Annotated in this window: 25 protein-coding genes; 17 read left to right on the top strand and 8 right to left on the bottom strand. The window is 72.5% G+C overall.

Going from position 1 to position 24,834, the window contains the following annotated elements; translation table 11 throughout:
• Positions 1-12: 12 nt before the first annotated feature.
• The 4 genes from ACFW48_RS22745 to ACFW48_RS22730 are packed head-to-tail and all read left to right on the top strand — an operon-like array spanning position 13 to position 3,856.
• Positions 13-2,478 (top strand): nitrate- and nitrite sensing domain-containing protein, encoded by a 2,466-nt coding sequence (locus ACFW48_RS22745; protein ID WP_386317306.1) that lies wholly within the window; start codon positions 13-15, stop codon positions 2,476-2,478.
• Positions 2,475-2,894, top strand: coding sequence for a roadblock/LC7 domain-containing protein (locus tag ACFW48_RS22740; protein WP_386317304.1), 420 nt, complete (start codon positions 2,475-2,477; stop codon positions 2,892-2,894). Before ACFW48_RS22745 ends, ACFW48_RS22740 begins: the two co-directional genes overlap by 4 nt.
• 1 nt (position 2,895) lies before the next feature.
• Complete coding sequence (locus tag ACFW48_RS22735; RefSeq protein ID WP_386317302.1) at positions 2,896-3,255, top strand: DUF742 domain-containing protein; 360 nt, start codon at positions 2,896-2,898, stop codon at positions 3,253-3,255.
• Positions 3,242-3,856 carry an ATP/GTP-binding protein gene (locus ACFW48_RS22730; RefSeq protein ID WP_386317300.1) on the top strand — a complete coding sequence of 205 codons (615 nt, stop codon included), beginning with the start codon at positions 3,242-3,244 and terminating at the stop codon, positions 3,854-3,856. The genes ACFW48_RS22735 and ACFW48_RS22730 overlap by 14 nt, the downstream gene beginning before the upstream one ends.
• Before the next feature lie 15 nt (positions 3,857-3,871).
• On the opposite strand, the gene ACFW48_RS22725 is transcribed toward ACFW48_RS22730, so the two are convergent.
• From ACFW48_RS22725 to ACFW48_RS22710, 4 genes are all read right to left on the bottom strand, one after another.
• Positions 3,872-4,831, bottom strand: coding sequence for an ABC transporter substrate-binding protein (locus ACFW48_RS22725; protein ID WP_386317298.1), 960 nt, complete (start codon positions 4,829-4,831; stop codon positions 3,872-3,874).
• A gap of 87 nt (positions 4,832-4,918) precedes the next feature.
• Positions 4,919-5,584, bottom strand: coding sequence for an ABC transporter permease (locus ACFW48_RS22720; RefSeq protein ID WP_386317296.1), 666 nt, complete (start codon positions 5,582-5,584; stop codon positions 4,919-4,921).
• The gene (locus ACFW48_RS22715) at positions 5,581-6,282 is read right to left on the bottom strand and encodes an ABC transporter permease (RefSeq protein WP_386317294.1); all 702 of its coding nucleotides are present in this window, start codon (positions 6,280-6,282) and stop codon (positions 5,581-5,583) included. The genes ACFW48_RS22720 and ACFW48_RS22715 overlap by 4 nt, the downstream gene beginning before the upstream one ends.
• Positions 6,279-7,442 carry an ABC transporter ATP-binding protein gene (locus tag ACFW48_RS22710; RefSeq protein ID WP_386317292.1) on the bottom strand — a complete coding sequence of 388 codons (1,164 nt, stop codon included), beginning with the start codon at positions 7,440-7,442 and terminating at the stop codon, positions 6,279-6,281. Before ACFW48_RS22710 ends, ACFW48_RS22715 begins: the two co-directional genes overlap by 4 nt.
• A gap of 142 nt (positions 7,443-7,584) precedes the next feature.
• Between ACFW48_RS22710 and ACFW48_RS22705 the strand changes: the two genes are divergently transcribed.
• Positions 7,585-8,292 (top strand): response regulator transcription factor, encoded by a 708-nt coding sequence (locus tag ACFW48_RS22705; protein WP_386317290.1) that lies wholly within the window; start codon positions 7,585-7,587, stop codon positions 8,290-8,292.
• Positions 8,289-9,722: a sensor histidine kinase gene (locus ACFW48_RS22700; protein WP_386317288.1), complete on the top strand. Its 1,434-nt coding sequence runs from the start codon at positions 8,289-8,291 to the stop codon at positions 9,720-9,722. The genes ACFW48_RS22705 and ACFW48_RS22700 overlap by 4 nt, the downstream gene beginning before the upstream one ends.
• Before the next feature lies 1 nt (position 9,723).
• Here ACFW48_RS22700 and msrB read toward each other — a convergent pair whose 3' ends face one another.
• The 4 genes from msrB to ACFW48_RS22680 all read right to left on the bottom strand — a co-directional run bounded on the left by msrB (position 9,724) and on the right by ACFW48_RS22680 (position 13,089).
• On the bottom strand, positions 9,724-10,131 hold the full coding sequence (gene msrB / locus ACFW48_RS22695) for a peptide-methionine (R)-S-oxide reductase MsrB (protein WP_386317286.1): 408 nt from the start codon (positions 10,129-10,131) through the stop codon (positions 9,724-9,726).
• Positions 10,132-10,145: 14 nt separating this feature from the next.
• The gene (gene murC, locus ACFW48_RS22690; RefSeq protein ID WP_386317284.1) at positions 10,146-11,543 is read right to left on the bottom strand and encodes a UDP-N-acetylmuramate--L-alanine ligase; all 1,398 of its coding nucleotides are present in this window, start codon (positions 11,541-11,543) and stop codon (positions 10,146-10,148) included.
• A 119-nt stretch (positions 11,544-11,662) separates the two neighbouring features.
• Positions 11,663-12,136: an indole-3-glycerol phosphate synthase gene (locus tag ACFW48_RS22685; RefSeq protein ID WP_310870521.1), complete on the bottom strand. Its 474-nt coding sequence runs from the start codon at positions 12,134-12,136 to the stop codon at positions 11,663-11,665.
• Between the two features lie 158 nt (positions 12,137-12,294).
• On the bottom strand, positions 12,295-13,089 hold the full coding sequence (locus tag ACFW48_RS22680; RefSeq protein ID WP_386317282.1) for a pyrimidine reductase family protein: 795 nt from the start codon (positions 13,087-13,089) through the stop codon (positions 12,295-12,297).
• A 260-nt stretch (positions 13,090-13,349) separates the two neighbouring features.
• Here ACFW48_RS22680 and zapE point away from each other — a divergent pair, with 260 nt between their 5' ends.
• The 11 genes from zapE to ACFW48_RS22625 all read left to right on the top strand — a co-directional run.
• On the top strand, positions 13,350-14,477 hold the full coding sequence (gene zapE / locus ACFW48_RS22675) for a cell division protein ZapE (protein WP_386317280.1): 1,128 nt from the start codon (positions 13,350-13,352) through the stop codon (positions 14,475-14,477).
• A gap of 202 nt (positions 14,478-14,679) precedes the next feature.
• Entirely contained in the window at positions 14,680-15,081 is a 402-nt protein-coding gene (locus ACFW48_RS22670) for a hypothetical protein (RefSeq protein ID WP_386317278.1), read from the top strand.
• A 76-nt stretch (positions 15,082-15,157) separates the two neighbouring features.
• Positions 15,158-15,739: a carbonic anhydrase gene (locus ACFW48_RS22665; protein WP_386317276.1), complete on the top strand. Its 582-nt coding sequence runs from the start codon at positions 15,158-15,160 to the stop codon at positions 15,737-15,739.
• Between the two features lie 8 nt (positions 15,740-15,747).
• Positions 15,748-17,238 carry a SulP family inorganic anion transporter gene (locus tag ACFW48_RS22660; RefSeq protein WP_386317275.1) on the top strand — a complete coding sequence of 497 codons (1,491 nt, stop codon included), beginning with the start codon at positions 15,748-15,750 and terminating at the stop codon, positions 17,236-17,238.
• A gap of 106 nt (positions 17,239-17,344) precedes the next feature.
• Entirely contained in the window at positions 17,345-18,145 is an 801-nt protein-coding gene (locus ACFW48_RS22655) for a slipin family protein (RefSeq protein WP_386317273.1), read from the top strand.
• 89 nt (positions 18,146-18,234) lie between these two features.
• Positions 18,235-19,623 carry a PhoX family protein gene (locus ACFW48_RS22650; protein WP_386317271.1) on the top strand — a complete coding sequence of 463 codons (1,389 nt, stop codon included), beginning with the start codon at positions 18,235-18,237 and terminating at the stop codon, positions 19,621-19,623.
• A gap of 65 nt (positions 19,624-19,688) precedes the next feature.
• Positions 19,689-21,224, top strand: a complete 1,536-nt coding sequence (locus tag ACFW48_RS22645) for an FAD-dependent oxidoreductase (RefSeq protein WP_386317269.1) — start codon at positions 19,689-19,691, stop codon at positions 21,222-21,224.
• A 96-nt stretch (positions 21,225-21,320) separates the two neighbouring features.
• On the top strand, positions 21,321-22,178 hold the full coding sequence (locus tag ACFW48_RS22640) for a polysaccharide deacetylase family protein (RefSeq protein ID WP_386317267.1): 858 nt from the start codon (positions 21,321-21,323) through the stop codon (positions 22,176-22,178).
• Positions 22,179-22,437: 259 nt separating this feature from the next.
• Complete coding sequence (locus ACFW48_RS22635; RefSeq protein WP_386317265.1) at positions 22,438-23,157, top strand: peptidyl-tRNA hydrolase; 720 nt, start codon at positions 22,438-22,440, stop codon at positions 23,155-23,157.
• Between the two features lie 66 nt (positions 23,158-23,223).
• On the top strand, positions 23,224-23,796 hold the full coding sequence (locus ACFW48_RS22630) for a GNAT family N-acetyltransferase (RefSeq protein WP_386317263.1): 573 nt from the start codon (positions 23,224-23,226) through the stop codon (positions 23,794-23,796).
• A 121-nt stretch (positions 23,797-23,917) separates the two neighbouring features.
• On the top strand, positions 23,918-24,834 hold a 917-nt coding region (locus ACFW48_RS22625; RefSeq protein WP_386317360.1), incomplete at its 3' end, for a DUF692 domain-containing protein.

Raw genomic sequence — 24,834 nt, 5'->3', positions numbered from 1 at the left:
CCTAGGACCACGATGTCTGCACGGACAGGTGCCCGGCGCCGCCTCGGCTCCATACGTCTCTCCCTGATCCTCCTGGCCCTCGTCCCCGGCGTCACCCTCGCCGCCGTGTGGGGGGTGACGACGATCCAGATGTTCTCGGAGGGCCTGCGGCTGCGCGCGCAGACGGAACTGAGCCGCGACACCGGGGCCATGGGCACCGAGGCGGCGCTCGCGCTGCAGAAGGAGCGCGGTCTGTCGGCCGCCCATCTGGCCGAGCCCGGCGGCGACCGGACGGAACTGGACGCCCAGCGGAAGAAGACGGACGCGGCCGTCGCCCAGCTCGTCGGCCAGTCCGACGCGATCGAGAGCGCGCCCGCCCGCGTCTCGGACCGGCTCTACTCGGTGCTCGGCTCGGTGGGCAGCCTGGAGTACTACCGCAACCAGGTGGACGACCCCAGTGACATCACCTCCGACCAGGCGCTCGACCAGTACACCTCGATCATCGACGAGCAGATCCACGCCTTCCAGGAGCTCTCCCAGGTCGACGACGGCGACCTCACCTCGCAGGCCGGGCCGCTGGTCGCCCTGGAGCACGCGGCGGAGCTGGTCTCCCAGGAGGACGCCCGGCTCACCCTGGCCTGGCCGTCCGGCCGGATGGGCGAGGAGGAGTGGGCGCAGTTCGCGCAGTTGGTCCACACCCGGCGCTGGCTCGTCCAGGACCAGATCGTCCCCTCGCTGCGCGGCGACGCGAAGGCGCGGACCGAGCGGATCCTCGCGAGCCCCGAGTGGCAGACCCTGGGGGCCGTCGAGGACCAGGTGCTGGCGGCCCGTGCGGCGGACGGTGACGACCGGATCGACCTGCCGGACGCGCGGCAGCGCTGGACCACCGCCCTGGACAAGGTCTCCGACCAGTACGCGGCGCTGATCCGGCAGCAGACGGACGGGCTGCTCGACCGCAGCGCCGACGAGGCACACGGGCTGCTGATCACGGCCGCCTCGCTCAGCGCGGGGGGCCTGATCGCCCTGGTGCTGTGCGTCGCCATGTCCTGGCGCATCACCCGCTCGCTGTCCCGTCGGCTGCGCGGTCTGCGGCTGGCCACCCTGAGCCTGGCCGAGGAACGGCTGCCCGACGTGGTGGCCCGGCTGGAGCGGGGCGAGAAGGTGGACGTGGAGTCGGCGACCCCGCCGCTGGACTACGGGCGGGACGAACTCGGGCAGGTCGCGCAGGCGTTCAACACGGCACAGCGCACCGCCGTGCACACCGCCGTGGAACTCGCCGACACCCGGCGCGGCTTCCAGAAGGTCATCCTCGGCATCGCCCGGCAGAGCCAGAACCTCGTCAACATGCAGCTGGGCAAGCTGGACGCGCTGGAGCGCGAGCACACCGACCCGGAGATCCTCAAAGGGCTGTACGAACTGGACTCCACGGCCAGCCAGTTGCGCCGCTACGAGGAGAACCTCGTCATCATCAGCGGCGAGCAGCCCCGGCGCACTTGGCGCGAACCCGTCGCGCTGGTCGACATCCTGCGCAGTGCCGTCGGCGAGGTCGCCGAGTACCAGCGGGTGGAGCTGCACACCGACGAGGAGGTGGCCCTCGCACCGCCCGCGGTGGCCGACGTGATCCACCTGCTCGCCGAACTCATCGACAACGCGACCGCCTACTCCCCCGCCCCTCATCCGGTCGGGGTGCGGGCGGCGCTGGTGGCCAAGGGCCTGGCCGTCGAGATCGAGGACCGCGGGCTCGGCCTGTCGGAGGAGGACTACGCCTCGTTCAACGCCCAGCTTGCGGTGGTCCCGCAGTTCGACGTGGTCGCGCTCGCCGACGACCTGCGGCTCGGCATGTTCGTCGTCGCCCGGCTCGCGCACCGGCACGGCATCACCGTCACGCTGCGCTCCTCCCCGTACGGCGGGACCACCGCGATCGTGCTGATCCCGCACGACATCGTGGTGCGCGAGCCGATCGACGCGGCCCACGGGCCCGCCCGCACGGCGTCTCCCGAAACACCCGAAGTCCCTGCGCCCTCCGTGCCCGAGGCATCCCCCACACCCGAGGCGTCCCCCCTGCCCGAGGCGGACCCCGCTCCCGCGAAGCGGCCCGTACGGCCGGTGCGGCCCGTGCCCGCGAGCCGGCCCGGCGCCACCGCCCCGTCCGCGTCGTCCGCCCCCTCCGCGTCGTCCGCTTCCGAGCCGAACGGCCTGGCCCCGCTGCCCCGCCGGGTGCCGCAGACCAGCCTGGCCGCCGAGCTGCGCGACGAGGACGCCGTAACCGGCCGGGACGGACCGGAGGGCGCGTCCGACGACCACGTCGACTTCACCGCCGAGCGCGCCGCCTCGTCCCTCGCCGGTTTCCGGAGCGGCACCCTGCGGGCCCAGGCCGAAGACGCCGAAACGGACGCCACCGACGCCACCGCCACCGACACCGACGAGCAGGTACTCTCCTCCGCCGCCCCCTCGACCCCGACCACAGACCGCCGACCGCCGACGAAGGACTCGCGATGACCCGACCCTCCCCCGCCACGCACACCGAGCTGGACCAACTGCTCACCGGACTCGTGGAGCGGGTCGCCGACGTGAACCAGGCGGTGGTGCTCTCCGAGGACGGACTGGTCGTCAGCAAGTCCACCGGCTTCCCGCGTGACGACGCCGAGCGGCTGGCGGCGACCGCGTCGGGCCTGATGAGCCTCAGCAAAGGCGTCAGCATGGACTTCCGGGGCGGCCCCGTGCGCCAGGCACTGATCGAGATGGCCAACAGCTACCTGATACTCACCTCCGCGGGCGCCGGCGCCCACCTCGTCGTGCTCACCGGCCCGAACGCCGACGTCGGCGTGGTGGCGTACCAGATGAACATGCTGGTGAAGAAGATCGGCGAGCACCTGAGCGCGGCCCCGCGGGCCACCGCCGGCCCCGGCGAGTGACGTGACCGGAGGCGACGCGGGCGGCCGGCTCGTACGGCCGTTCACCCTGACCGGCGGCCGGACCCGGCCCAGCCGCGCCGACTTCACCCTCATCACGACGGTGACCGCGATCGACCCGCAGCCCACGCGGGCCGCGCGACCGCAGCCCGAGCACCTGCGGATCCTGCGGCTGTGCGCCGAGCCCGTCGCCGTGGCCGAGGTCGCGGCCCGCCTGGACCTGCCGGTGAGCGTGGTCGTCATCCTGCTCTGCGACCTGCTGGAGGCCGACCGGATCACCGCCCGGCCCCCGCACCCGGTCTCCCGAGCCACCCCTGACCTGGACCTGCTGCAGAAAGTGAGGGACGGCCTTGGCCGGCTCTGACCGCGCCGCTGAGGCGCCCACGGCAACCGCGCCCCCGGCTGCCGCCCCCGAAGCCGTGAAGATACTGATCGCCGGTGGGTTCGGCGTCGGCAAGACCACCATGGTCGGCTCGGTCAGCGAGATCGCCCCGCTGCGCACCGAGGAACCGCTGACCGCGGCGGGACTGGACGTCGACGACCTCGCCGGCATCGAGGAGAAGCGGGCCACGACCGTGGCCCTGGACTTCGGGCGGATCGGCATCGGCCGGGAACTGGTGCTGTACCTCTTCGGTACGCCCGGTCAGCAGCGGTTCTGGTTCATGTGGAACGACCTGGCGATCGGTGCCCTCGGCGCCGTGGTCCTGATCGACGTGCGCAGGCCCGAGTCGAGCTTCGCGGCCATCGACTTCTTCGAGCGGCGGGGCATTCCGTTCGTCGTCGGCGTCAACGGCTTCCACGGACGGCATCCGTATCCGGCCGAGGAGATCCGCGAGGCCCTGGCGCTGCCGGAGCACGTGCAGGTGCTGTTGTGCGACGCGCGGGAGCGGACCTCCTGCCGGGACGTCCTCATCGCCCTGATCGACCAGCTGATCGACGCCGCGGCCGGGGCCGCGGCGTCGTGACCAACGTACGGCGGGTCAGACCAGACCCGCCGACGCGAGCCACTCCTTGGCCACGTCCAGCGGGTCCTCCTTGTCCAGCTGCACCTGGGCGTCCAGGTCGAGGAGGGTCTTCGTGTCCAGCTTGGCGGAGACCGCGTTGAGCGTGTCGACGCCCTCCTGGGACAGGCCCTCCTTGTGGACCAGCGGGGTCACGTTCGCGTACCCGAAGAGGTTCTCCGGGTCCTTCAGGACGACGAACTTCTCCTTGATGATCGTCGGGTCGGTGGTGAAGATGTCCGCCGCCTGCACGGTGTTCTTCGTCAGCGCCGACTGGGTCAGCGGGCCGCCCGCGTCGAGCGCCTTGAAGGTCTTGAACTTCAGGCCGTACACGGACTCCAGGCCCTTCAGACCCTGCTGCCGGGTCTGGAACTCGGGCGAACCGCCGATCACCAGGTCCGGCGCGATGTCCTTGAGGTCGGCGAGGGTCGACTCGGCGGTGAGGCCGTGCTTCTTCGCGGTCTCCGCGTTGACGCTGACCGAGTCCTTGTTCTCGGCCGGCGACGACTCCAGCAGTGTCAGCTTCTTGTCGAGCTTGGCCTTGGCCGCGGTGTTGACCGCCTCGGTGGACTTCTGCTCGGCCTCCGGGTCGAGGTAGGCGAGCAGCGCGCCGTTGTACTCCGGCAGCACCGTGACCGAGCCGTTCTTCATCAGGCCGTACGTCGTCTCACGGCTGCCGATGTTGTGCTTGTAGGTGACCTTGAGGCCCTTCGCCTTGAGCGCCTCGCCGTAGATGTCGGCGAGGAGGGTGCTCTCGGCGAAGTTGTTCGAGCCGACGACGACGGTGCCGGCCTCCGCCTTCTCCCCGGCGAGAGGGTTGTCGGAGGTGTCGTCGGAGGAGGAACAGCCCGCGAGCAGCGCCGCCGCGGCGGTGAGCGCGACGGCCGCCGCACCGGTGTGCCTCGTCCTGGACCTGCTGCTCTTGGCGGTAGAAGTCATCCACCGATCCAAACGAGCCACTTGTCGGTCAGTCAAGAACAGCCTGGTTACGGTTTTCACAACTGTGTTCGAGTCCGTGTCCCGGCGTCAGCGCCTGCGCACCCCCGGCGACACCGCCAGCCGTCCCGCCGCCCAGAAGACGGCGAGCGTGACGAGCGCCAGGAGGGCCACCAGGGTGGCACCGCCGACCACCTTCTCGTAGTCGCGCTGGTAGAGCCCGTCGATGATGTACCGGCCGATCCCGCCGAGACTGACGTACGCGGCGATGGTCGCCGTCGACACGACCTGGATGGCCGCCGAGCGCAGTCCGCTGAGGACCAGCGGCAGGGCGACGGGCAGTTCGACCCGGAAGAGGATGCCGGACTCGTGCATGCCCATGCCGCGCGCGGCGTCCACCGGGGAGGGGTCGACCGAGCGGACCGCCTCGTAGGTGGTCACCAGGATCGGCGGGATCGCGAGGACGACCAGCGGGACCATCACGGGCAGCAGGCCGATGCCGACCACGACGGCGATCAGCACCAGCAGACCGAAGCTGGGCAGCGCGCGAGCGGCGGTGGCGACGAAGGCGACGGCGTTGCCACCGCGTCCGGTGTGCCCGGTGAGCAGCCCGACGGGCAGGCCGATCGCGGCGGCGAGACCGAGGGCCATCAGCGTGTACTGGACGTGTTCCAGCAGGCGCCGCGGGATGCCGTCGTAGCCCTGCCAGTGGGCGCTGTCGCTGAAGAAGGCGTTGACGAAGTCGAGTATGTTCACCGGGCGGCCGCCTTCTTGGGCTCGGGCCGCGCGGCGGCCTCCTTCGGGCGTCGCCTCGTGCCGCGCGGCATCCACGGCGTCAGCAGGTTCCGGACCAGGACGAGCGCCGCGTCGCACAGGATCGCCAGTACGGCGGTGGTGAGGACGGAGTTCACCGCGAGTTCGGGCCGGCCGTACTTCTGGGCGTCGGCGAGCAGGTTGCCGAGGGCGCCCTGGTTGCCGATGAGGGCACCGACGCTGACCAGGGAGATGCTCGCCGACACGGCCACCCGGAGGCCGGCGAGGATCGCGGGCACGGCGATGGGCAACTGCACCTGGAGGTAGCGCCGTACGGGCCCGAATCCCATGGCGGTGGACGCGGCCAGGGTCTCCTCGGGCACCGACCGCACGCCGTCGACGATCGCCGGAACGAGCACCACCAGGCTGTACACGGCCAGCGGGATCATCACGGTCAGCTCGGTCTGGCCGGTGTAGTCGATGAGGACGACGAAGACGGCCAGCGACGGGATGGCGTAGAACACGGTGGTCACGCCGAGCACGGGCGGGTACAGCCAGCGGAACCGCACACAGAGTTGGGCGACGGGCAGCGCGAGCAGCAGACCGGCCAGCACCGGCAGCAGCGCCTCGCGCAGATGCAGCCCGATCAGACCGAAGTAGGTGTTGTCGAGGTCGCTCGGGATGTCGAAGAAGCCGTTCACGGGCCGACCTTCGTGACACCGGCGGGCCCCGCCTGCGGCGCGTCCTCGTCCTGCGGGTCGCCTTCCCCGGCGCCGTGGGCGGTGCGGATCGCCTCGCCGATGGTCTGCTGGGAGACGACACCGGCCACCCGGCCGTCGGCGTCCACGGCGACGGCCCAGCCGGTGGGCGAGAGGACGGCGCAGTCGAGCGCGGCCCGCAGCGAGTCGGTGCCGGGCACGAACGGCCGCCCGTACGGCAGCAGTTCCTCCACCGCGATGTCCCCGGCGCCCAGGTCCCGCGGTTCGGCCCAGCCCAGCGGCCTGTCCTCCCCGTCGGTCACCAGCAGGTAGGGGGCGTCGGGCGCGGCGAGTTGCTCGGCCGTGGCGTCCACGCGTACGACCGGGCCGCTCGTCAGCTCCAGGCCCGCGGAGGGGAAGAAGGACAGCCGCCGGATGCCGCGGTCGGCGCCGAGGAAGTCCTCGACGAAGTCGTCCGCGGGGTTCGACAGCAGCTCGGCGGGGGGCGCGAACTGGGCGAGCCGGCCGCCGGTGCGCATCACCGCGACCATGGTGCCCAGCTTGATGGCCTCGTCGATGTCGTGCGTGACGAAGACGATGGTCTTGCCCAGTTCCTCCTGTATGCGCAGGAGTTCGTCCTGGAGTCCCTTGCGGACCACGGGGTCGACGGCGGAGAACGGCTCGTCCATGAGCAGCACGGGCGGGTCGGCGGCGAGCGCCCGCGCGACGCCGACGCGCTGCTGCTGGCCGCCGGAGAGCTGGTACGGGTACCGCTTGCCGAGGGAGGCGTCGAGCCCCACCCGCTCCATCAGCTCCGCCGCCCGTTCACGGGACTTCTGCTTGCCCCAGCCGATCATGCGGGGCACGGTGGCGATGTTGTCGATGATCGTCCGGTGCTGGAAGAGCCCGGCGTTCTGGATGACGTATCCCATCGACCGGCGCAGCGTGGTGACCGGCTGCTGCTGGAGGTCCGCGCCGTCGAGGAGGATGGCGCCCTCGGTGGGCTCGACCATTCGGTTGATCATCCGCAGGGTCGTCGTCTTGCCACAGCCGGACGGTCCGACGAGGACCGTGATCGAGCGGTCCGGTATCTCCAGCGACAGCCTGTCGACCGCCACGGTGCCGTCCGGGTACCGCTTGGTGACTGAATCCATCCGTATCAAAACGCCGAATACCCTTCGGGTGGGGCGGAAGTTCTGGCCAGGTCGCTACAGGTCGTTGCCGGGAGAGTCTAGACGTCCGTGTCGCGGAACCGTTTTTGCCGGACGATCGAAGGTCGGAGGACCGGTGGCGCAGTATGGGCGCGTGGAAAAAGTACGACTCCTCGTGGTGGACGACGACCCGCCCATCGCCGACCTCGTGGCCACCGTCGCCCGCTACGAGGGCTGGGAGGCGGTCACCGCCAACTCCGGCGAGCAGGCGCTGCGGCTGGCCGGTGACTTCCGGCCGGACATCGTGGTGCTCGACCTGATGCTGCCGGACGTCGACGGCTTCGGCGTCCTCGACCGGCTGCGCCGCTCGGGCACGATGGTGCCGGTGGTGTTCCTCACCGCGCGCGACGGCGTGGCCGACCGGGTGGCGGGGCTGACCCGGGGCGGTGACGACTACCTGGTCAAGCCGTTCGCGGTGGAGGAGCTGATGGCCCGGCTGCGGACCGTGCTGCGGCGCAGCGCCGGCCCCGGTTTCCAGCGGTCGGTGCTGCGGGTGGCGGACCTGACGATGGACGAGGACACCCGTGAGGTGCGCCGGGGCGAGCGGCGGGTGCCGCTGACGCCGACCGAGTACGAGGTGCTGCGCTACCTGATGCGCAAGTCGCCGGCCGTGCTGACCAAGGCGCAGATCCTCGACCACGTCTGGGAGTACGGCTTCGGCGGCCGGTCCAACGTCGTGGAACTGGTCGTCAGCCGGCTGCGTCGCAAGCTCGACGACACGGACGACACGGACGGGTCCGGTGAGCCGCTGATCCGGACGGTGCGGGGCTTCGGGTACGCGATGCGGCAGGCGGCCCGGTGATACGACGGCTGTGGCACGCCTACCGCGGGCTGCGGCTCGGGACCCGGCTGGCGCTGGGCCTCGGGGTGCTGTCGCTGGTGGTGTTCGCCGTGGTCGGCACGGCGCTGACCGCGTACATGCGGGACTATCTGGAGCGGCAGCTCGCCGACCAGATGAAGCTGGTGCAGATCGTGCAGTCCAAGGACGCGGCGGAGCACGGCACGGTCCGACGCAAGCCCTACTACGGCTGGTACACGGCCATCTACGACGTCTCCGGCGGCTCGGTGGACCTGCGCACGCCCGCCGAGGTGCCGGCGGACAGCCGTGCCCTGACCGCCCTGGCGCAGACCATGGCCCGCTCCGACGCGGACCTCACCCGCACCGTGCGGATCGACGGACACGGCCCCTATCTGCTGCGGGCCTGCGAGGTGGAGCCCGGGGTGGTGCTGGTGAGCGCCGCGCCCATGGGGGACGTCGAGGACACCGTGGAGCAGCTGATCACGGTGCAGGTCGTCGCCTTCGGTCTCGCGCTGCTGGCACTGGTGGTGCTCGGACGGCGGATGCTGCGGCGCGGCCTGAAGCCGCTGAGCGACATGGCGAGCACGGCGCACGGCATCGCCTCGCACAATCTGGCCGAGTCCGCCGCCCGGCTGCCGCTGCGCGTGGACGGGCGGGACGGCGGCCAGGAGGTGGCTGAGCTGCGGACCGCGTTCAACACGATGCTGGAGCACATCGACGACTCGCTGGCGGTGCGTGCCGAGGCCGAGCAGCGGCTGCGCCGGTTCGTCGCGGACGCCTCGCACGAACTGCGCACCCCGCTGATGTCCGTACGGGGCTACGCCGACCTGTTCCAGTACGCGGCGGCCGACGCGCCCGGGGAACGGGAGCGGCATCTGGCCCGGCTGCGCGCCGAGGCGGCCCGGATGGGTGTGCTCCTGGACGACCTGCTGCTGCTCGCCCGGCTGGACGCGGCCGAGGTGGAGGCGCCGCTGCGGTGGGAGGACGCGGATCTGACGGAGCTGGTACGGCAGGCGGGCGACGCCTTCCGCGCCGGTCACCCGGAGCATCCGCTGACGGTGACGGCCGGTCCCGCGGTGGTGAAGCTGCGTCTGGACCCGCAGCGGATCCGGCAGGTGCTCGACAACCTGCTGACCAACGCGGCCGTGCACACCCCGGCGGGCACGAAGGTCTCGGTCGCCGTGTCCGTGACGGCCGACGCGGTCCGGGTGGCCGTCGCCGACACGGGGCCGGGCATCCCGGCCGCCGACCGGGAACAGATCTTCGACCGCTTCTACCGCGTCGACAAGGCCCGCAGCCGCGACCGCGGCGGCAGCGGGCTGGGCCTCGCCGTGGCCGGTTCGCTGGTGCGGGCGCACGGCGGCACGATCGAGCTGGGCGGCGAACCGGGCGTGACGGTGTTCACCGTGACGCTCCCGGCCGCCGCCCGCTGACTCAGCTCTCCGTGGGCGCCAGCCGCAGCGCGACGCTGTTGATGCAGTACCGCTGGTCGGTGGGGGTCGGATACCCCTCGCCCTTGAACACGTGCCCGAGGTGCGAGCCGCACCGGGCGCACCGCACCTCGGTACGCACCATCCCGTGGGACCGGTCCTCGATCAGCTCGACCGCGTCGGTGTCCTTCGGGTCGAAGAAGGACGGCCAGCCGCAGTGCGACTCGAACTTGGTGGTGGACGTGAACAGGTCCGCACCGCAGGCGCGACAGGAGTAGACGCCCTCGGTCTTGGTGTCGGTGTACTCACCGGTGAAGGCGGGCTCGGTGCCGGCCTGGCGCAGGACGGCGTACTCGGCCGGAGCCAGCTCCGCGCGCCACTGCTCGTCCGGCTTCTCGACGTCGTACGACATGAGTCCTCAGCCCCTTACTTACCCGTGCTCGACAGCTGGTCCAGGATGCGCGGTCCGAGGTCGGTGACGTCGCCCGCGCCCATGGTGAGAACGAGATCACCGGCCTTCGCCATTCCCGCGACCACCGCGGACGCCCCGTCCTTGTCGTGGACCGGCGTCACGTCCGCGCCCGCGGCGCGGGCCGCCTCGATGATCAGCTCGCTGGTGATGCCCGGGATCGGGTCCTCGCGGGCGGGGTAGATGTCGAGGACGACCGACGCGTCCGCCAGCGACAGGGCCTGGCCCATCTCCTTGCCAAGCTCCTGGGTGCGGGAGAACAGGTGCGGCTGGAAGAGGACCAGGATGCGGGCGTCGCCGACCGCGGCGCGCATGGCCTCCAGGTCGGCGGTCATCTCGGTGGGGTGGTGCGCGTAGGAGTCGACGACCTGGACACCGGCCGCCTCGCCCTTGAGCTGGAGGCGCCGCTTGACGCCCGTGTAGGCGGCCAGGGCGGGGGCCAGCTCGGCGGCGGGGATGCCGAGTGCCGCACCGGCGGCGAGGGCGGCGACCGCGTTGTGGGCGTAGTGGCGGCCCGGGACGGAGACCGCGAAGGTCAGCTCCGCACCGTCCATCACCACGGTGACCTCGCTCTTCAGGCCCTGCGGGACGACTGACAGGATCCGCACGTCGGCGTCCTCGGACTCCCCGTACGTCACCGTCCGCACCGACCCGGCCAGCCGCCGCGTCAGCTCCCGGGCGCCGTCCTGGTCGGCCGCGATCACCAGGGTGCCGCCGGGGACGATCTTGTCGGCGAAGGTCTCGAAGGACTCGTAGATCTCGTCCATCGACGCGTAGTTGGCGTGGTGGTCGAGTTCGACGTTGAGGACGATGGCGACCTCTGGGGCGTACTTGTGGAAGCTGCGGTCGCTCTCGTCCGCCTCGGCGACGAAGATCTCGCCGTCACCGTGCAGGGCGTTGGAGCCGGGCGCGTCCAGGTCGCCGCCGATGGCGTACGACGGGTCCAGGCCCAGCTCGGAGAGGGAGACCGCCAGCATGGAGGTGGTGGTGGTCTTGCCGTGCGTGCCGGCGACCGCGATCGGGCGCGCGCCGTTCATCAGGGCGGCGAGGGCGTCGGAGCGGTGGACGACCGGGATGCCGCGTTCGGCGGCGCGGGCAAGCTCCGGGTTGTCCTCGCGGATCGCCGACGACACGACCACGCAGGTGGCGTCGTCGGCGAGGTGCTCCGCCGCGTGCCCGATGTGCACGGTGGCGCCGAGCGCGCGCAGGGCCTCGGCGGTCGCGGACTCCTTGGCGTCGCTGCCCGCCACCTCGGCGCCGCGCTGGGCGAGGATCTTGGCGATGCCCGACATTCCGGCGCCGCCGATGCCGATGAAGTGCGGTCGGTCCATGGCGGTAGGAAGGCCGGGTGCCATGCGCTGTTCTCCCCAGAGGTGCGGCGGGTGGTACGAGAGGTGGTGCTTGCGAGCGTGGTGCCTGCGAGCGGTGGTCGTGCTGGTGGGCGCGCCCCCGGGCGCGGGAGCGCGGCCCCAGCCTATGCCTTGCTGTGGGAGAACAGTTTCAGGACCGGTACGCCGACCTTGTGCCGGGCCCGTGAGGCCCAGTCGCGGTGGAAGAACTCCTCCACGTAGTGCGGATCGGTCAGGACGATCACCTCGTCGGCGCCGATCTCCAGGACCAGGGACTTGAGTTCGTCGAGCGGGTGGTCCTCGATCAGGCGCCCCTCGGCCTCGGCCCCGGACGCGCGCAGGGCGGTGAGCGACACCTCCAGTGCCCGCTGCCCGACGCTCTGCGCCTCCTGGCCCTCGGGCGTCTCGCCCTCGCGTACGGCGTCGTCGAGCTCGCCGAGCGCGACGTCGTCGATGGCTCTCAGCAGCCTGTCCGCCTGATCACCGCGCGGCTGGAGCAGCACGTGGAAGGCGACCGCCTCCTCCCCGTGCAAGGTCGTGACGAACTCCACGTCGGCGGACGTCAGGGCCTTCTCGATCATCAAAACGCTTGTGAACACTCAGGCGCCCCTTCTCCTTCGAGGGCTCGTACACGGCCCACCCTCCGTAGGCCGTACCGGACCCTGCGGAAACCATCCTGCCCCGTGATCGCACGGGTACTGCCGGATTCAGTGTGCCCGGCTCGGACTAAGCGGAACGGGAGATTCCGCCGATTTCCTCAGACGCGGCGGTACCGGCTGAAGAGAAACCCCTCCTCCTCCAGCAGGGAGGCCAGCGCGAATCGCCGCGGAATCTCGACCGAGGGCCCGCCCGCGATGCGCTGCGCGTCACCCGCGGTGAGCATCGGCGACACGGTCAGGCACAGCTCGTCGAGCACCCCGGCCGTGACGAACTGCCCCAGCAGCCGTGGACCGCCCTCGGTGAGCAGCCGGGTGTGACCGAGCCCGACGAGCTCGTCGACGGCACGGGCGGGGTCCACGCCGACGCCGTCACCGGCGATCACCACCCGGGCACCGGCCTTCTCGGCGGCCGCGATCCGGGCCGTGGCCGCGGCCGCGCCGGTCAGGATCAGGGTGGGTACCAGCGGCGAGGTGAACAGCGGCAGGGAGAAATCCAGCTCCAGGCTCGCGCTGACCACCGCGATCGCCGGCGCGGGGCTCTGCCCGGCCGCCCGCCGCGGCTCCGCGAACTCCGCACGCGAGCGTGCCGGGCGGTACCCCTCCTGGCGTACGGTCTCGGCCCCGGCGACCACCACGTCCGCCAGGGCGCGCAGGGTGCCGAAGACGCGCATGTCGGCCGCGCTGGAGATGGGCTGGGACCGGCCGTCGTGCTGGGCGGCACCGTCGAGGGTGGAGACCATGTTCGCCCGCAGCCACGCCCCGCGCTCCCCGTCCGGCTCCGGATAGGCGTAGGCGGCGGCCAGCTCGGCGAGGCTCCACTCCCGATCGGTCCCGTCGGAGCCCGGGCCGGCTGTCTGATCGGTCACAGGGGTCACGGGGAACAGGCGTCGCATGACGTGCAGTGTTCCACGCACCGAACAACCGAACCGCCCGCACTTCCGCACGGCCGCAGCCGCAGCCGTATCCGCGGGCAATCGTGCCGCCAGGGGCGGCACGGGTGGGCGCGGCGGCACCCCGCAACGCCGGGCCGCGCCACCCACCCCCACCCGGCACCGGCACCGGCACCGGCACCGGGCAATCCGGACGGCGCACCGGCCCATGCCCCCTCGTACAGCTACAGGCACCCTCAAGACAGGCTCTACCATGGACCCCCGTGTCGTCCTCCTCCCCCGCCCCCGGTTCCCCCTCCGGTCGCCCCCCGATAGCCGGGACGGCGCCCGCCTCCGCCCCGCTGTCCCTGTGCGCCCGCGAGCCGCACGTCCCCGCGGACCGCCTGGTCGCGGAGATGGTGCCCCCGCCCCGCTTCGACTCGGTGCGCTTCAGCACCTACATCCCGGACCCGAACCAGCCCAGCCAGAGCGAGGCCGTACGGGTCCTGGAGGACTTCGCGACCGGACTGGACGGGGCTCCCGCCGCCACCGGCAGGCGCGGCCTCTTCGGCCTCGGCAGGAGCAAGACCCCGAAGCCCCCCGCCGGCCCCCGCGGCGTCTACCTCGACGGCGGCTACGGCGTCGGCAAGACCCACCTGCTGGCCTCCCTGTGGCACGCCACCCCCGCCGAACCCTCCCGCAAGGCGTTCGGCACCTTCGTGGAGCTGACCAACCTCGTCGGCGCCCTCGGCTTCCAGCAGACCGTGCGGACCCTCTCCGGGCACCGTCTCCTGTGCATCGACGAGTTCGAACTCGACGACCCCGGCGACACCGTCCTCGTCTCCAGCCTGCTCGCCCGGCTCGTCGAGGCGGGCGTGGCGCTCGCCGCCACCTCGAACACACTGCCGGGCAAGCTCGGCGAGGGCCGCTTCGCGGCGGCCGACTTCCTGCGCGAGATCCAGGGCCTGTCCGCCCACTTCCGCGCCCTGCGCATCGACGGCGAGGACTACCGCCACCGTGGCCTGCCCGAGGCACCGGCACCCTACTCCGACGAGCAGGTGACCCGCGCGGCGCGGGCCGCCGAGGGCGCCTCCCTGGACGACTTCCCCGCGCTCCTCGACCACCTCGCACGCGTCCACCCCAGCCGTTACGGCGCCCTGACCGACGGCCTCTCGGCCGTGTGCCTCACCGGGGTGCGCCCGGTGCCGGACCAGTCGACCGCGCTCCGCCTCGTGGTGCTCGCGGACCGGCTCTACGACCGTGAGGTGCCCGTCCTGGCCTCCGGGCTGCCCTTCGACCGGCTCTTCAGCGAGGAGATGCTGAAGGGCGGGTACCGCAAGAAGTACTTCCGGGCGATCTCCCGGCTCACCGCGCTGGCCCGGGACGCGGCACGCCTCGTCGACACCGCCTGAGCGCGGAACAGCCGGTTCCCGCCAACCCACCCGCGATTTTCAGGCTCTCTTCAGCTCGTAACGCTACGTTAACCCTGCAAAGCTCTTCGCAGGGTTAACGTGTTTCTTGACCGCGCATTGACCATGCGTTGGCGTTGCATTGACCTTGTCTGGACCACGTGTCGGCACATGCCACTGGCGTGAACTGCCTGGAGGGGGGCGTATGTTGCGAGGCACGACGGCCCGGACCGTGGTTCCGCTCCTCGCCGCCGTCCTGATCGCCCTGGTGGTCTTCGCGCCCAGCACACCCTTCGCATCCGCGCATACGAGCCGTGATGCCATGGCCAATGCCCATCCCGGAACCACCCTCGCCGGCATGGCATCGCACGACGAGATCGTCACCTGCCACGACGCAGGCCGGTCCGGGAACCCGAACGGTTCCCCGCGCGTCCGCGACCGGCACCGCACCAGCACCGCGCCCCAGCCCGAGGCCCCCGAACGGCCGTGCCTGCGGCAGCGCGGCCCGGCGGTGCCCGAACCCGCCACGTCCGGCCGTGCGACCGGACACCGGCCGAGACCGGCGCCGGACCACTCCCCGGCGGCACTTCAGGTATTCCGCTGCTGAGGGACCGGAACATCCCCACCCCTGTCCTGCCCATCCGACGCGCCCCCCACAGCGCGCCAGGAGGAATCACCGCATCATGCAGCCCCTCATCGACAACGCCCGCACGTACGGACAGCGCCCTGAGGAGTTCGCCGGGCACGCCCAAGGCCAGTCGCCCGAAGTCCTGTTCATCACCTGCTCCGACTCCCGGGTCGTACCCGCCCTGATCACGGGCGCCGGGCCCGGCCGGCTCTTCGAGCTGCGCACCGCGGGCAACATCGTCCCGCCCCACGGCGCCGAGCGCCCCTCCGGCGAAGCGGCCACCATCGAGTACGCCGTGGAAGTGCTCGGCGTCACCGACATCGTGGTCTGCGGCCACTCGCACTGCGGCGCCGTCGGCGCGCTGGTGCGCGGCGACGACCTGTCCGCCGTACCCGCCGTGCGCGACTGGCTGGCGCACGCCGCGGACGAACCGAAGCCCTGCGACCCCGCCGACCCCACGGTCGCCGAGGCCGTGCAGCACCACGTCCTGGCGCAGCTGCTGCGACTGCGCTCCTACCCCTGTGTCGAGCGGCGGCTGACGGACGGCCGGCTGCGGATGCACGGCTGGTACTACGAGGTCCACACCGGGGTCGTGCGCGAACACCACGCGGACACCGACACGTTCGAGACCCTGTGAGCGCCGGCATGGACTCCATATCCGAGAACCGCCGGAAGTTCCCCCACCTGCGGCAGGACTTCACCGCCTCACTCGTCGTCTTCCTGGTCGCCCTCCCGCTGTGCGTGGGCGTCGCCGTCGCCTCCGGTGTCCCGGCCGAACTCGGCCTCGTCACCGGCATCGTGGGCGGCATCGTCACCGGCCTCCTGCCGGGCAGCAGCCTTCAGGTGTCCGGTCCGGCCGCCGGCCTGACGGTTCTGGTCTTCGGCGCGGTCGACGAGTACGGGCTGCCCGCGCTCGGCGTGATCGTGCTGGCCGCCGGCCTGATCCAGCTCGCCATGGGCGCCCTGAAGCTGGGGCGCTGGTTCCGGGCGATCTCCCTGTCGGTCGTCGAGGGCATGCTGGCCGGCATCGGCCTCGTGCTCATCGCCGGCCAGCTGTACTCGGCGGCCGGCCTCGAGGCCCCCGCCTCCGGCCTCGACAAGATCACCGGGCTGCCCGGGGCCGTCGCCGACGCGCTGGGCAGCACCGAGGCGCTCACCTCGCTCGCCCTCGGCGCGGGCACCGTCGCGGTGATGGTGCTGTGGAAGCGGCTGCCGAAGCAGGCGCAGACCGTGCCGGGCGCGCTGGCCGCGGTCGGCCTGGCCACGGCGGTCACGGCGGTCTTCGGACTGTCGGTGGCGACCGTCGAGGTGAGCGGCCTGTTGGACGTGATCCAGCCGCCCGGCGCCGACGCCTTCGGCGAGCTGGCGAGCGTGGGCATCCTCGGCACGATCGTCGCCTTCACCCTGATCGCCTCGGCGGAGAGCCTGTTCAGCGCCGCCGCGGTGGACCGGCTGCACAAGGGCCCGCGCACGGAGTACAACAAGGAGCTGATGGCGCAGGGCGCGGGCAACACGGTGTGCGGCCTGCTCGGCGCACTGCCGATGACCGCCGTCATCGTCCGCAGCTCCACCAACGTCAGCGCGGGTGCGCGCACCAAGGCGTCCCGGGTGCTGCACGGCGTGTGGCTGCTGCTGTTCGCCGCGCTGCTGCCGTCCGTACTGGCCCTGATCCCGCTGCCCGCGCTGGCCGGCATCCTGGTCCACGCGGGCTGGAAGCTGATCCCGTTCCGCGGCATCGTGCCGCTGTGGCGCGAGCACCGGGGCGAGGCGCTGATCCTGGTGGTCACGGCCGTGTCGATCGTCGCGGTCAACATGTTCGAGGGCGTGCTGATCGGCCTGGCCCTGTCCGTGGTCAAGACCGCCTGGGAGGCTTCCCACCTCAAGCTGGAGATCGTCGACAAGGGCGCCGGCCCCATCCAGGCGCACCTGTCGGGCAACGCGACCTTCCTGCGGCTGCCGAAGATCCTGGAGAGCCTGGAGGCGCTGCCGCAGGACCGCCCGGTCGAGCTGGACCTGACCGGGCTGCACCACCTGGACCACGCCTGCCGCACCGCGCTGGAGAACTGGGCCGAGCGGCACAGCGCCACCGGCACGGACCCGGTGAAGGTCACCGAACCGGCGAAGGCGGCGGTGTAGGCCCGTCGATGTGCCGGAGGCCCGGTCCGAGGCATGGCCTCGGACCGGGCCTCCGGCATATCGTGACAGGAGTAGGCGAAACGGCCCTCTGGGCGAGGAGGTCGCCATGCTCCAGGAGCTGCTGACCGCGGCTGCCGCCGCCGGAAGCGCCGGGGTGCTGTATGTCGCCTCGGCGGCGCGGATCGTCAAGCAGTACGAGCGCGGGGTCGTCCTCCGGCTCGGCCGGCTCGCCGGTGAGGTGCGACAACCCGGCTTCACCATGATCGTCCCGGTGGTGGACCGGCTGCACAAGGTCAACATGCAGATCGTGACGATGCCGGTGCCCGCCCAGGAAGGCATCACCCGGGACAACGTGACCGTCCGCGTGGACGCGGTCGTCTACTTCAAGGTGGTCGACGCCGCGTACGCGCTCATCCGCGTCGAGGACTACAAGTTCGCCGTGTCCCAGATGGCGCAGACGTCGCTGCGGTCCATCATCGGCAAGAGCGACCTGGACGACCTGCTGTCCAACCGGGAGAAGCTGAACCAGGGCCTGGAGCTGATGATCGACAGCCCCGCCGTCGGCTGGGGCGTGCAGATAGACCGCGTCGAGATCAAGGACGTGTCGCTGCCCGAGACCATGAAGCGCTCGATGGCCCGGCAGGCCGAGGCGGACCGCGAGCGGCGGGCCCGGGTCATCAACGCCGACGCCGAGCGCCAGGCCTCCAAGGTGCTCGCCGAGGCCGCGCGGGAGATGTCGGAGACGCCGGCCGCGCTGCAACTGCGGCTGTTGCAGACGGTGGTGGCGGTGGCCGCGGAGAAGAACTCGACGCTGGTACTGCCCTTCCCGGTGGAGTTGCTGCGGTTCCTGGAGAACCCGCAGCGGGTGCCGCCCGACCAGACCCTGGAGCGGCCGGCCGGCATGTGACGCGTGTAGCGCGCGTGGTTCCCGAGAATCGCGCCAGGTGATAGACACGGCGGGGTCGCAATCCTGTCCGCCAGCAGGAAGGTCACCCCATGTCCGCAACCCGACGCCAGGTACTCGCCCGCACGGGAGCCCTGGGCGCAGGCATCGCCTTCACCGGAGCCCTCTCCGAGCTCTTCGCCGGCACCGCCGCCGCGCAGTCCCTGGGTCACACCGGCTACGGCCCTCTGATCCCCGACCCCGACGGCCTGCTCGACCTGCCCAGAGGATTCCGCTACCGGGTCCTGTCCCGCGAGGGCGACGAGCTGCGGTCCGGCGAGGGACCGGTCCCGTCCAACCACGACGGCATGGCGGCCTTCGCCGCCCGTTCCCGGGACCGCCACGGGCGCCACGGCGGCGTCCACCTCGTGCGCAACCACGAGAACCGCGCCAACGGCAAGGTCCCCGTCCCCACGGTGAAGGGTCTGACGTACGACCCGGAGGGCAAGGGCGGCTGTACGGCCCTGACCCTGGACGCCCGGGGCCACGTCCGCGACGAGCGGGTCGCGATCGCCGGTACGGCGGTGAACTGCGCGGGCGGTCCCACCCCGTGGCACACCTGGCTGACCTGCGAGGAGACCGAGGACAAGGCCGGTACCAACGGCTACACCAAGGACCACGGCTTCATCTTCGAGGTCGACCCGGCCGACCCGCAGCGCACCGGCGCGGTGCCGCTGACCGCGATGGGCCGCTTCCAGCACGAGGCGATCGCCGTGGACCCGCGGCGGGGCGTCGTGTACGAGACGGAGGACGCGTTCGAGCGGCCGTTCGGTCTCTTCTACCGGTTCCTGCCCGAGAAGCCGCTGGGCGGCACGGGCTCGCTGCGGGCCGGCGGCCGGCTCCAGGCGATGCGTGTGCCGGGCGTGCCCGACCTGTCCTCGATCCAGGAGACGGGCGCCTGCTTCGACGGCGTCGAGTGGGTGGACGTACCCGACCCGCTGGCCGTCGAGACCCCCATCCGGCACCAGGACTTCGGCCGGGGCGGCATCACCCACGCGCAGAAGCTGGAGGGCTGCTACTGGGGCGGGCGGAGCGTCTACTTCGTGTCGTCCTTCGCCCGCAGCGCGGAGGGCTCGGCGGGCGACCACTACGGGCAGATCTGGCGCTACGACCCCGAGCGGCGCCGGCTGACCCTGGTGATCGTCTTCGGCCCGGACACCGACGTGCGGCTCCCCGGCGAGTCCCCCGACAACATCTGCCTGGCCCCCAGCGGCGGTCTCATGGTCTGCGAGGACGGCAACGGCGCCCAGCACGTCTACGGCGTGACCAGGCGCGGCGAGGTGTACGCGATGGCCCGCGGCGCCCAGAACATCGGGACGCCGGAGGAACCGGAGTGGGGTGAGTTCGCCGGGGTCGCCTTCTCCCCCGACGGCGACACGATGTACGTCAACTGCTACACGCCCGGGACGACGTTCGCGGTGACGGGCCCCTGGCGCGGGTAGCGAGCCTCCCGGGGCGGGCGCACCGCCGGTCACTGAAGCCGCGGCTACGGGGTACTCGGGGCCGCATGACGGAGAACCCGCAGGTCAACGGCTCGTACTGGCTTCAGACGGCACCGGGCGGTGCGCCGCGCCCCGCCCTCGCGGAGGACCTCGACGTCGACGTCGCCGTGATCGGCGCCGGCGTCGCCGGTCTCAGCACCGCCTGGGAACTGGCGCGGGCCGGGCGCAGTGTGGCGGTGCTGGAGGCCGGGCGGGTCGCCGCCGGCGTCACCGGCCACACCAGCGCCAAGCTGACCGCCCAGCACACGCTGATCTACGACAAGCTGCGCCGCACCCGCGGCCCCGCGGGCGCCCGCCTGTACGCCCGCTCGCAGTCCGAGGCGATCGAGCACGCCGCCGAGATCGTGGCCGAGCTGGGCATCGACTGCGACTGGGAGACCCGCAGCGCCTACACGTACGTCTGCGACGCGGGCCGCGTGGACGAGCTGCGGGCCGAGGCGGCCGCCGCGAAGGAGGCGGGGCTGCCGGCGTCGTTCGTGACGGAGACGGCGCTGCCGTTCCCGGTCGCGGGCGCGGTGCGGGTCACCGGGCAGGCCCAGTTCCATCCGCGCAAGTACCTGCTGGCCCTCGCCGACGACCTGGAGGCGCACGGCGGGCGGATCTTCGAGAACACCACCGTCCACGGCCTGGACGAGGGCGAGCCGTGCCGCGTGTCGACCGGGGCGGGAGCGACGGTGACCGCCCGGGACGTGGTGGTCGCCACCCACTACCCGATCTTCGACCGGGCCCTGCTCTTCGCCCGCCTCTCCCCGCGCCGGGAACTGGTCGTCGCCGGGAGCATCGAGGCGGACCGCGACGTCGACGGCATGTACATCACGCCGGACGAGAACACGCGCTCGGTCCGTACGGCGCCCCTGGACGACGCCGGCGACGGCTCGGGCCGCCGGCTGCTGGTCGTCACCGGGGAGCACTTCACGCCCGGCACGGGCGACACCCGGGAGCGCTTCGACCGCCTGTCCGCCTGGGCCGGCGAGCACTTCCCCGGCGCCGACCTCACGTACGCCTGGGCCACGCAGGACATCGACCCCACGGACACCGTGCCGATGGTGGGCCCGCTGCACCCCGGCGCGCACCACACGTACGTCGCCACGGGCTTCGGCGGCTGGGGGCTGAGCGGCGGCATGATGGCGGGCCGGCTGCTCACCGCGCAGATCAGCGGCGAGGAGTGCGCGTGGAGCGAGCTGTACGATCCGCGCCGGCTGCGCACGGCGGTGCGTGAGGCGCCCGCGTTCCTCAAGACGCAGGCCGAGGTCGCCCGCCACTTCGTGGGCGACCGGCTCAAGCCCTCCCCGCCGGTGGACGCCCTGCCGCCGGGCGAGGGTGCCGTCGTCCGGGCGGGCGGCGACCGGCTGGCGGTCTACCGGGACGAGGCCGGGGCGCTGCACGCCGTCTCGCCCCGCTGCACCCACCTCGGCTGTCTGGTCAACTTCAACGCGGCGGAACGCGCCTGGGAATGCCCCTGCCACGGCTCCCGCTTCGGCACGGACGGCAAGGTGATCGAGGGCCCGGCGACGAAGCCGCTGGAGCAGCGGGACATCTGACCGCCGCCGAAGCGTTCTGACCCGAGAGGGTGACCCCTCGGGCACGCCACCCCCCATAGTCGTACATACAGAACAACACACTCATATGTTCGTACGGTGATCACTCTCGTACGACGCGCAACCGCCCTGTGTGCCCTGGGCGCCGCCCTCGCCGCCTGCGGGACCGCCGAGGCTCCGCAGGCCCCCCGGCCGGCGCCGACCGCGTCCTCCGCCGCCCCGTCGAAGTCGGCCCCGTCCCGGCCTCCGACGCTCGCCCCCGGCCCCGCGGGCCTGACCCCCGTCTTCGAGCACGGGCCGCGCGCGGACGGCAGGACGGTCGCCCTCACCTTCGACGCCGACATGACCGCCGACCAGGGGCCGCGTGCGGCGGCGGGCGAACGGTTCGACAATCCGCGGCTGATCGCGGCCCTGCGGGAACTGAAAGTGCCCGCCACGGTGTTCATGACCGGCCGGTGGGCCGAGGAGTACCCGGACGCGGCCCGGTCCATCGGCCGGGACCCGCGGTTCGAGATCGCGAACCACTCCTACAGCCACTACGCCTACACCGACGACTGCTACGGCCTGCCGAACGTGTCCAGGGAGCGGATGCGGTCGGACGTGGAGCGGGCGTACGCGGCGTTCGAGAAGGCGGGGGTCCGGAACGCCATGCCGTACTTCCGCTTCCCCGGCGGCTGTTACGACAAGGCGGCCCTCGGGGAACTGACCGCCACCGGCGTCACCGCCGTCCAGTGGGACGTGGTGAGCGGCGACGCGTTCGCGACGGACGCCGACGCGGTGGCCCGGCAGGTGCTGGACGGGGTGCGGCCTGGGTCGGTCGTCGTCATGCACTGCACCCGCAGCGCCGCCCCGGTGACCGAACAGGTGGTGCGGAGGGTCGTGCCCGAGCTGCGCCGCCAGGGCTACCGCTTCGTGAAGGTCTCGGAGCTGATCGGCGCCGCGAACGGCCGCGCCTGACGCGCCTGCCCTGCCCTGGAGAGATGAGCAGCGACGAGGACACCGGCCCCGACGACTGCTGTCTGATCGACGCGGCCCGGCCGCCCAAGGCCGACGGCCCGCCGTACGCCATGGGGGGGGGCGTACGCGGGCGGCCGCCCGGCCCTCGGTGGGCGCCGATGCCGCCGAGCAGGCGCGGCAGCAGCGACTCGGCGGGGCCGTTGGTCGCGTCGCACGGGGTCGTCCTCTCGTGCGCTCGTGGCTTGGCAGACTGGTGGGCGTGAGCAACGAGCCGACGACTCCCGTCCCCGACAGTCCCTTCCGCCCCGAGCCCGGCGACCGCGACCTCGCGCCGCAGTTCGTGCTGCCCTTGGTCGTACGCATCGAGCGGGCGGCGCCGCCGCCGCGTACCGACGCGTTGGAGACCGCGGCCCGGGCGGTGCTGTTGATGCTCGGCGACGAGCGGTCGACCGGCGACGGCGAGTGGGCGCGGGCGATGCGGGACTGGCAGGACGCGCGCATCCGCAAGGTCGTGCGGCGGGCGCGGGGCGCCGAGTGGCGGCGGGCCGAGGCGCTGCCCGGCATCACGGTCACCGGCAAGACGGCGGAGGTCCGGGTCTTCCCGCCGGTCCCGCTGGACGGCTGGCCCAAGGATCTGGCCCGCCTCCAGGTCTCCGGCACCGACCTCGACGACCCGGAGCCGCCGGTCGACGCCGACCTCTCCGCGCCGGTGCTGTGGATGAACCCCGACCTGGGCATGTCGGCCGGCAAGGCGATGGCCCAGGCCGGGCACGGCGCGCAGCTCGCGTGGTGGGAGCTGTCGGACGGCGAGCGGGCGGTGTGGCGCGACGCGGGCTTCCCGCTGGCGGTACGCACGGCGGACCCCGCTCGCTGGCGCGGCCTCACGACGAGCGGCCTGCCGGTGGTCCGGGACGCCGGGTACACGGAGATCGCACCGGGGTCGTGCACGGTGGTGGCGGACCACCCGGCGCTGCGGTAGGCCGGCGGATCCGTCGAGGCGGGTGAACCAGCGGCGTCGGCCTGGGCGCCGTGCCATCGTGGTGCCATGACCATCGACGTTCGCCCGGCCTCGGTCTTCGAGGACGTCCGGACCCTGCTCGGTCCGAAGTCGCCGACGTCCAACGTCTGCTGGTGCCTGAGCTACCGCGTCCCCTCCAAGGTCAACAACGAGCTGCGCGGCCCGGCCCGAGGGGCCTACGTCGCCGAGCTGTGCCGTACGGGGCCCCCTCCGGGGGTGCTCGCCTACGACGGTGACGAGCCGGTCGGCTGGGCCGCGGTGGCGCCACGTGCGGACACCTCCTTCGCCCGCAACCGCAAGATCCCGCACGTGGACGATCTGCCGGTCTGGTCGTTGTGGTGCGTCCGCGTACGGCCCGGTCACCGGAAGAAGGGGATCTCGCACTCCCTGATCGCCGGGGCGGTCGACTTCGCCCGCTCCCAGGGCGCGCCGGCGATCGAGGCGCATCCGCTCGACAACGGGGACGCCAGGGTGGACCTGACCATGGCGTACGCCGGGCTCCGGAGGAACTTCGAGCGCGCGGGGTTCGTCCACGCCGCCGACACCACGTCGGTGCTGGCCGGTCATCCCCGGGTGCTGATGCGGCTCGACCTGCGCTGACGGTCCGGCGCCGCCGCGAACCTCAGATGTTGCTCTGAACATGCCTGCCCGCGGTTCGGGCCGGGCCGGTCGGGCGATATCCCCGTCATGTTCGCAGGAGGGGGACGGAAGCATGGAGCGAATGGGGCGTACGGCGAGTGCGGCGCGTACGGCGCGACTGGGAACGGGCGTCGGATGGCGTCCGGAGATCGCGGACGTCGTTGAGCGGATGCCCGGCATCGACTGGGTCGAGGCCGTGGCCGAGAACCTCTGCCCCGGGCATCTGCCCGACTCGCTGCTGCGGTTGCGCGAGCGCGGGGTGACCGTCGTGCCGCACGGGGTCTCGCTCGGGCTCGGCGGCGCCGAGCGGCCGGACGCGGGACGGCTGACGGCGCTGGCCGAGCGGGCGGAGGCGCTGGGGTCGCCGCTGGTCACCGAGCACATCGCGTTCGTCCGGGCGGGCGGGGCGCTGACCGCCTCCCCGCTCCTGGAGGCGGGGCACCTGCTGCCCGTGCCGCGCACCCGCGACGCCCTCGACGTGCTGTGCGAGAACGTGCGCGTCGCGCAGGACGCGCTGCCCGTGCCGCTCGCCGTGGAGAACATCGCCGCGCTCGTCTCCTGGCCCGACGAGGAGATGACGGAGGGGCAGTTCCTGTACGAGCTGGCCGACCGGACCGGGGTGCGGCTGCTGATCGACGTGGCGAACCTGCACACCAACCACGTCAATCTCGGTGAGGACCCGGCCGAGGCGCTCGGCGAACTGCCCCTGGAGGCCATCGCGTACGTCCATGTCGCGGGCGGCTTCGAGCGGGACGGCGTCTGGCACGACAGCCACGCCCACCCCGTTCCGCAGCCGGTGCTCGACATCCTGACCGACCTCGCCTCGCGCGTGGCGCCGCCGGGCGTGCTGCTGGAGCGCGACGAGAACTTCCCCGAGGGCGAGGAACTGGCGGCGGAAGTGGCGGCGATCCGCGGCGCCGTGGCGAAGGGGCGGGCGGCGGGGCGCCGGCGCCCCCCCCAGCCCCCCCCGCCCGCCGCGCCACCGGACGCCCCCCCCCA

The sequence above is a fragment of the Streptomyces sp. NPDC058812 genome (assembly GCF_042744565.1).
GTDB classification, from domain to species: Bacteria; Actinomycetota; Actinomycetes; order Streptomycetales; family Streptomycetaceae; genus Streptomyces; species Streptomyces thinghirensis.
This window is presented reverse-complemented; position numbering and strand designations above follow the sequence as displayed.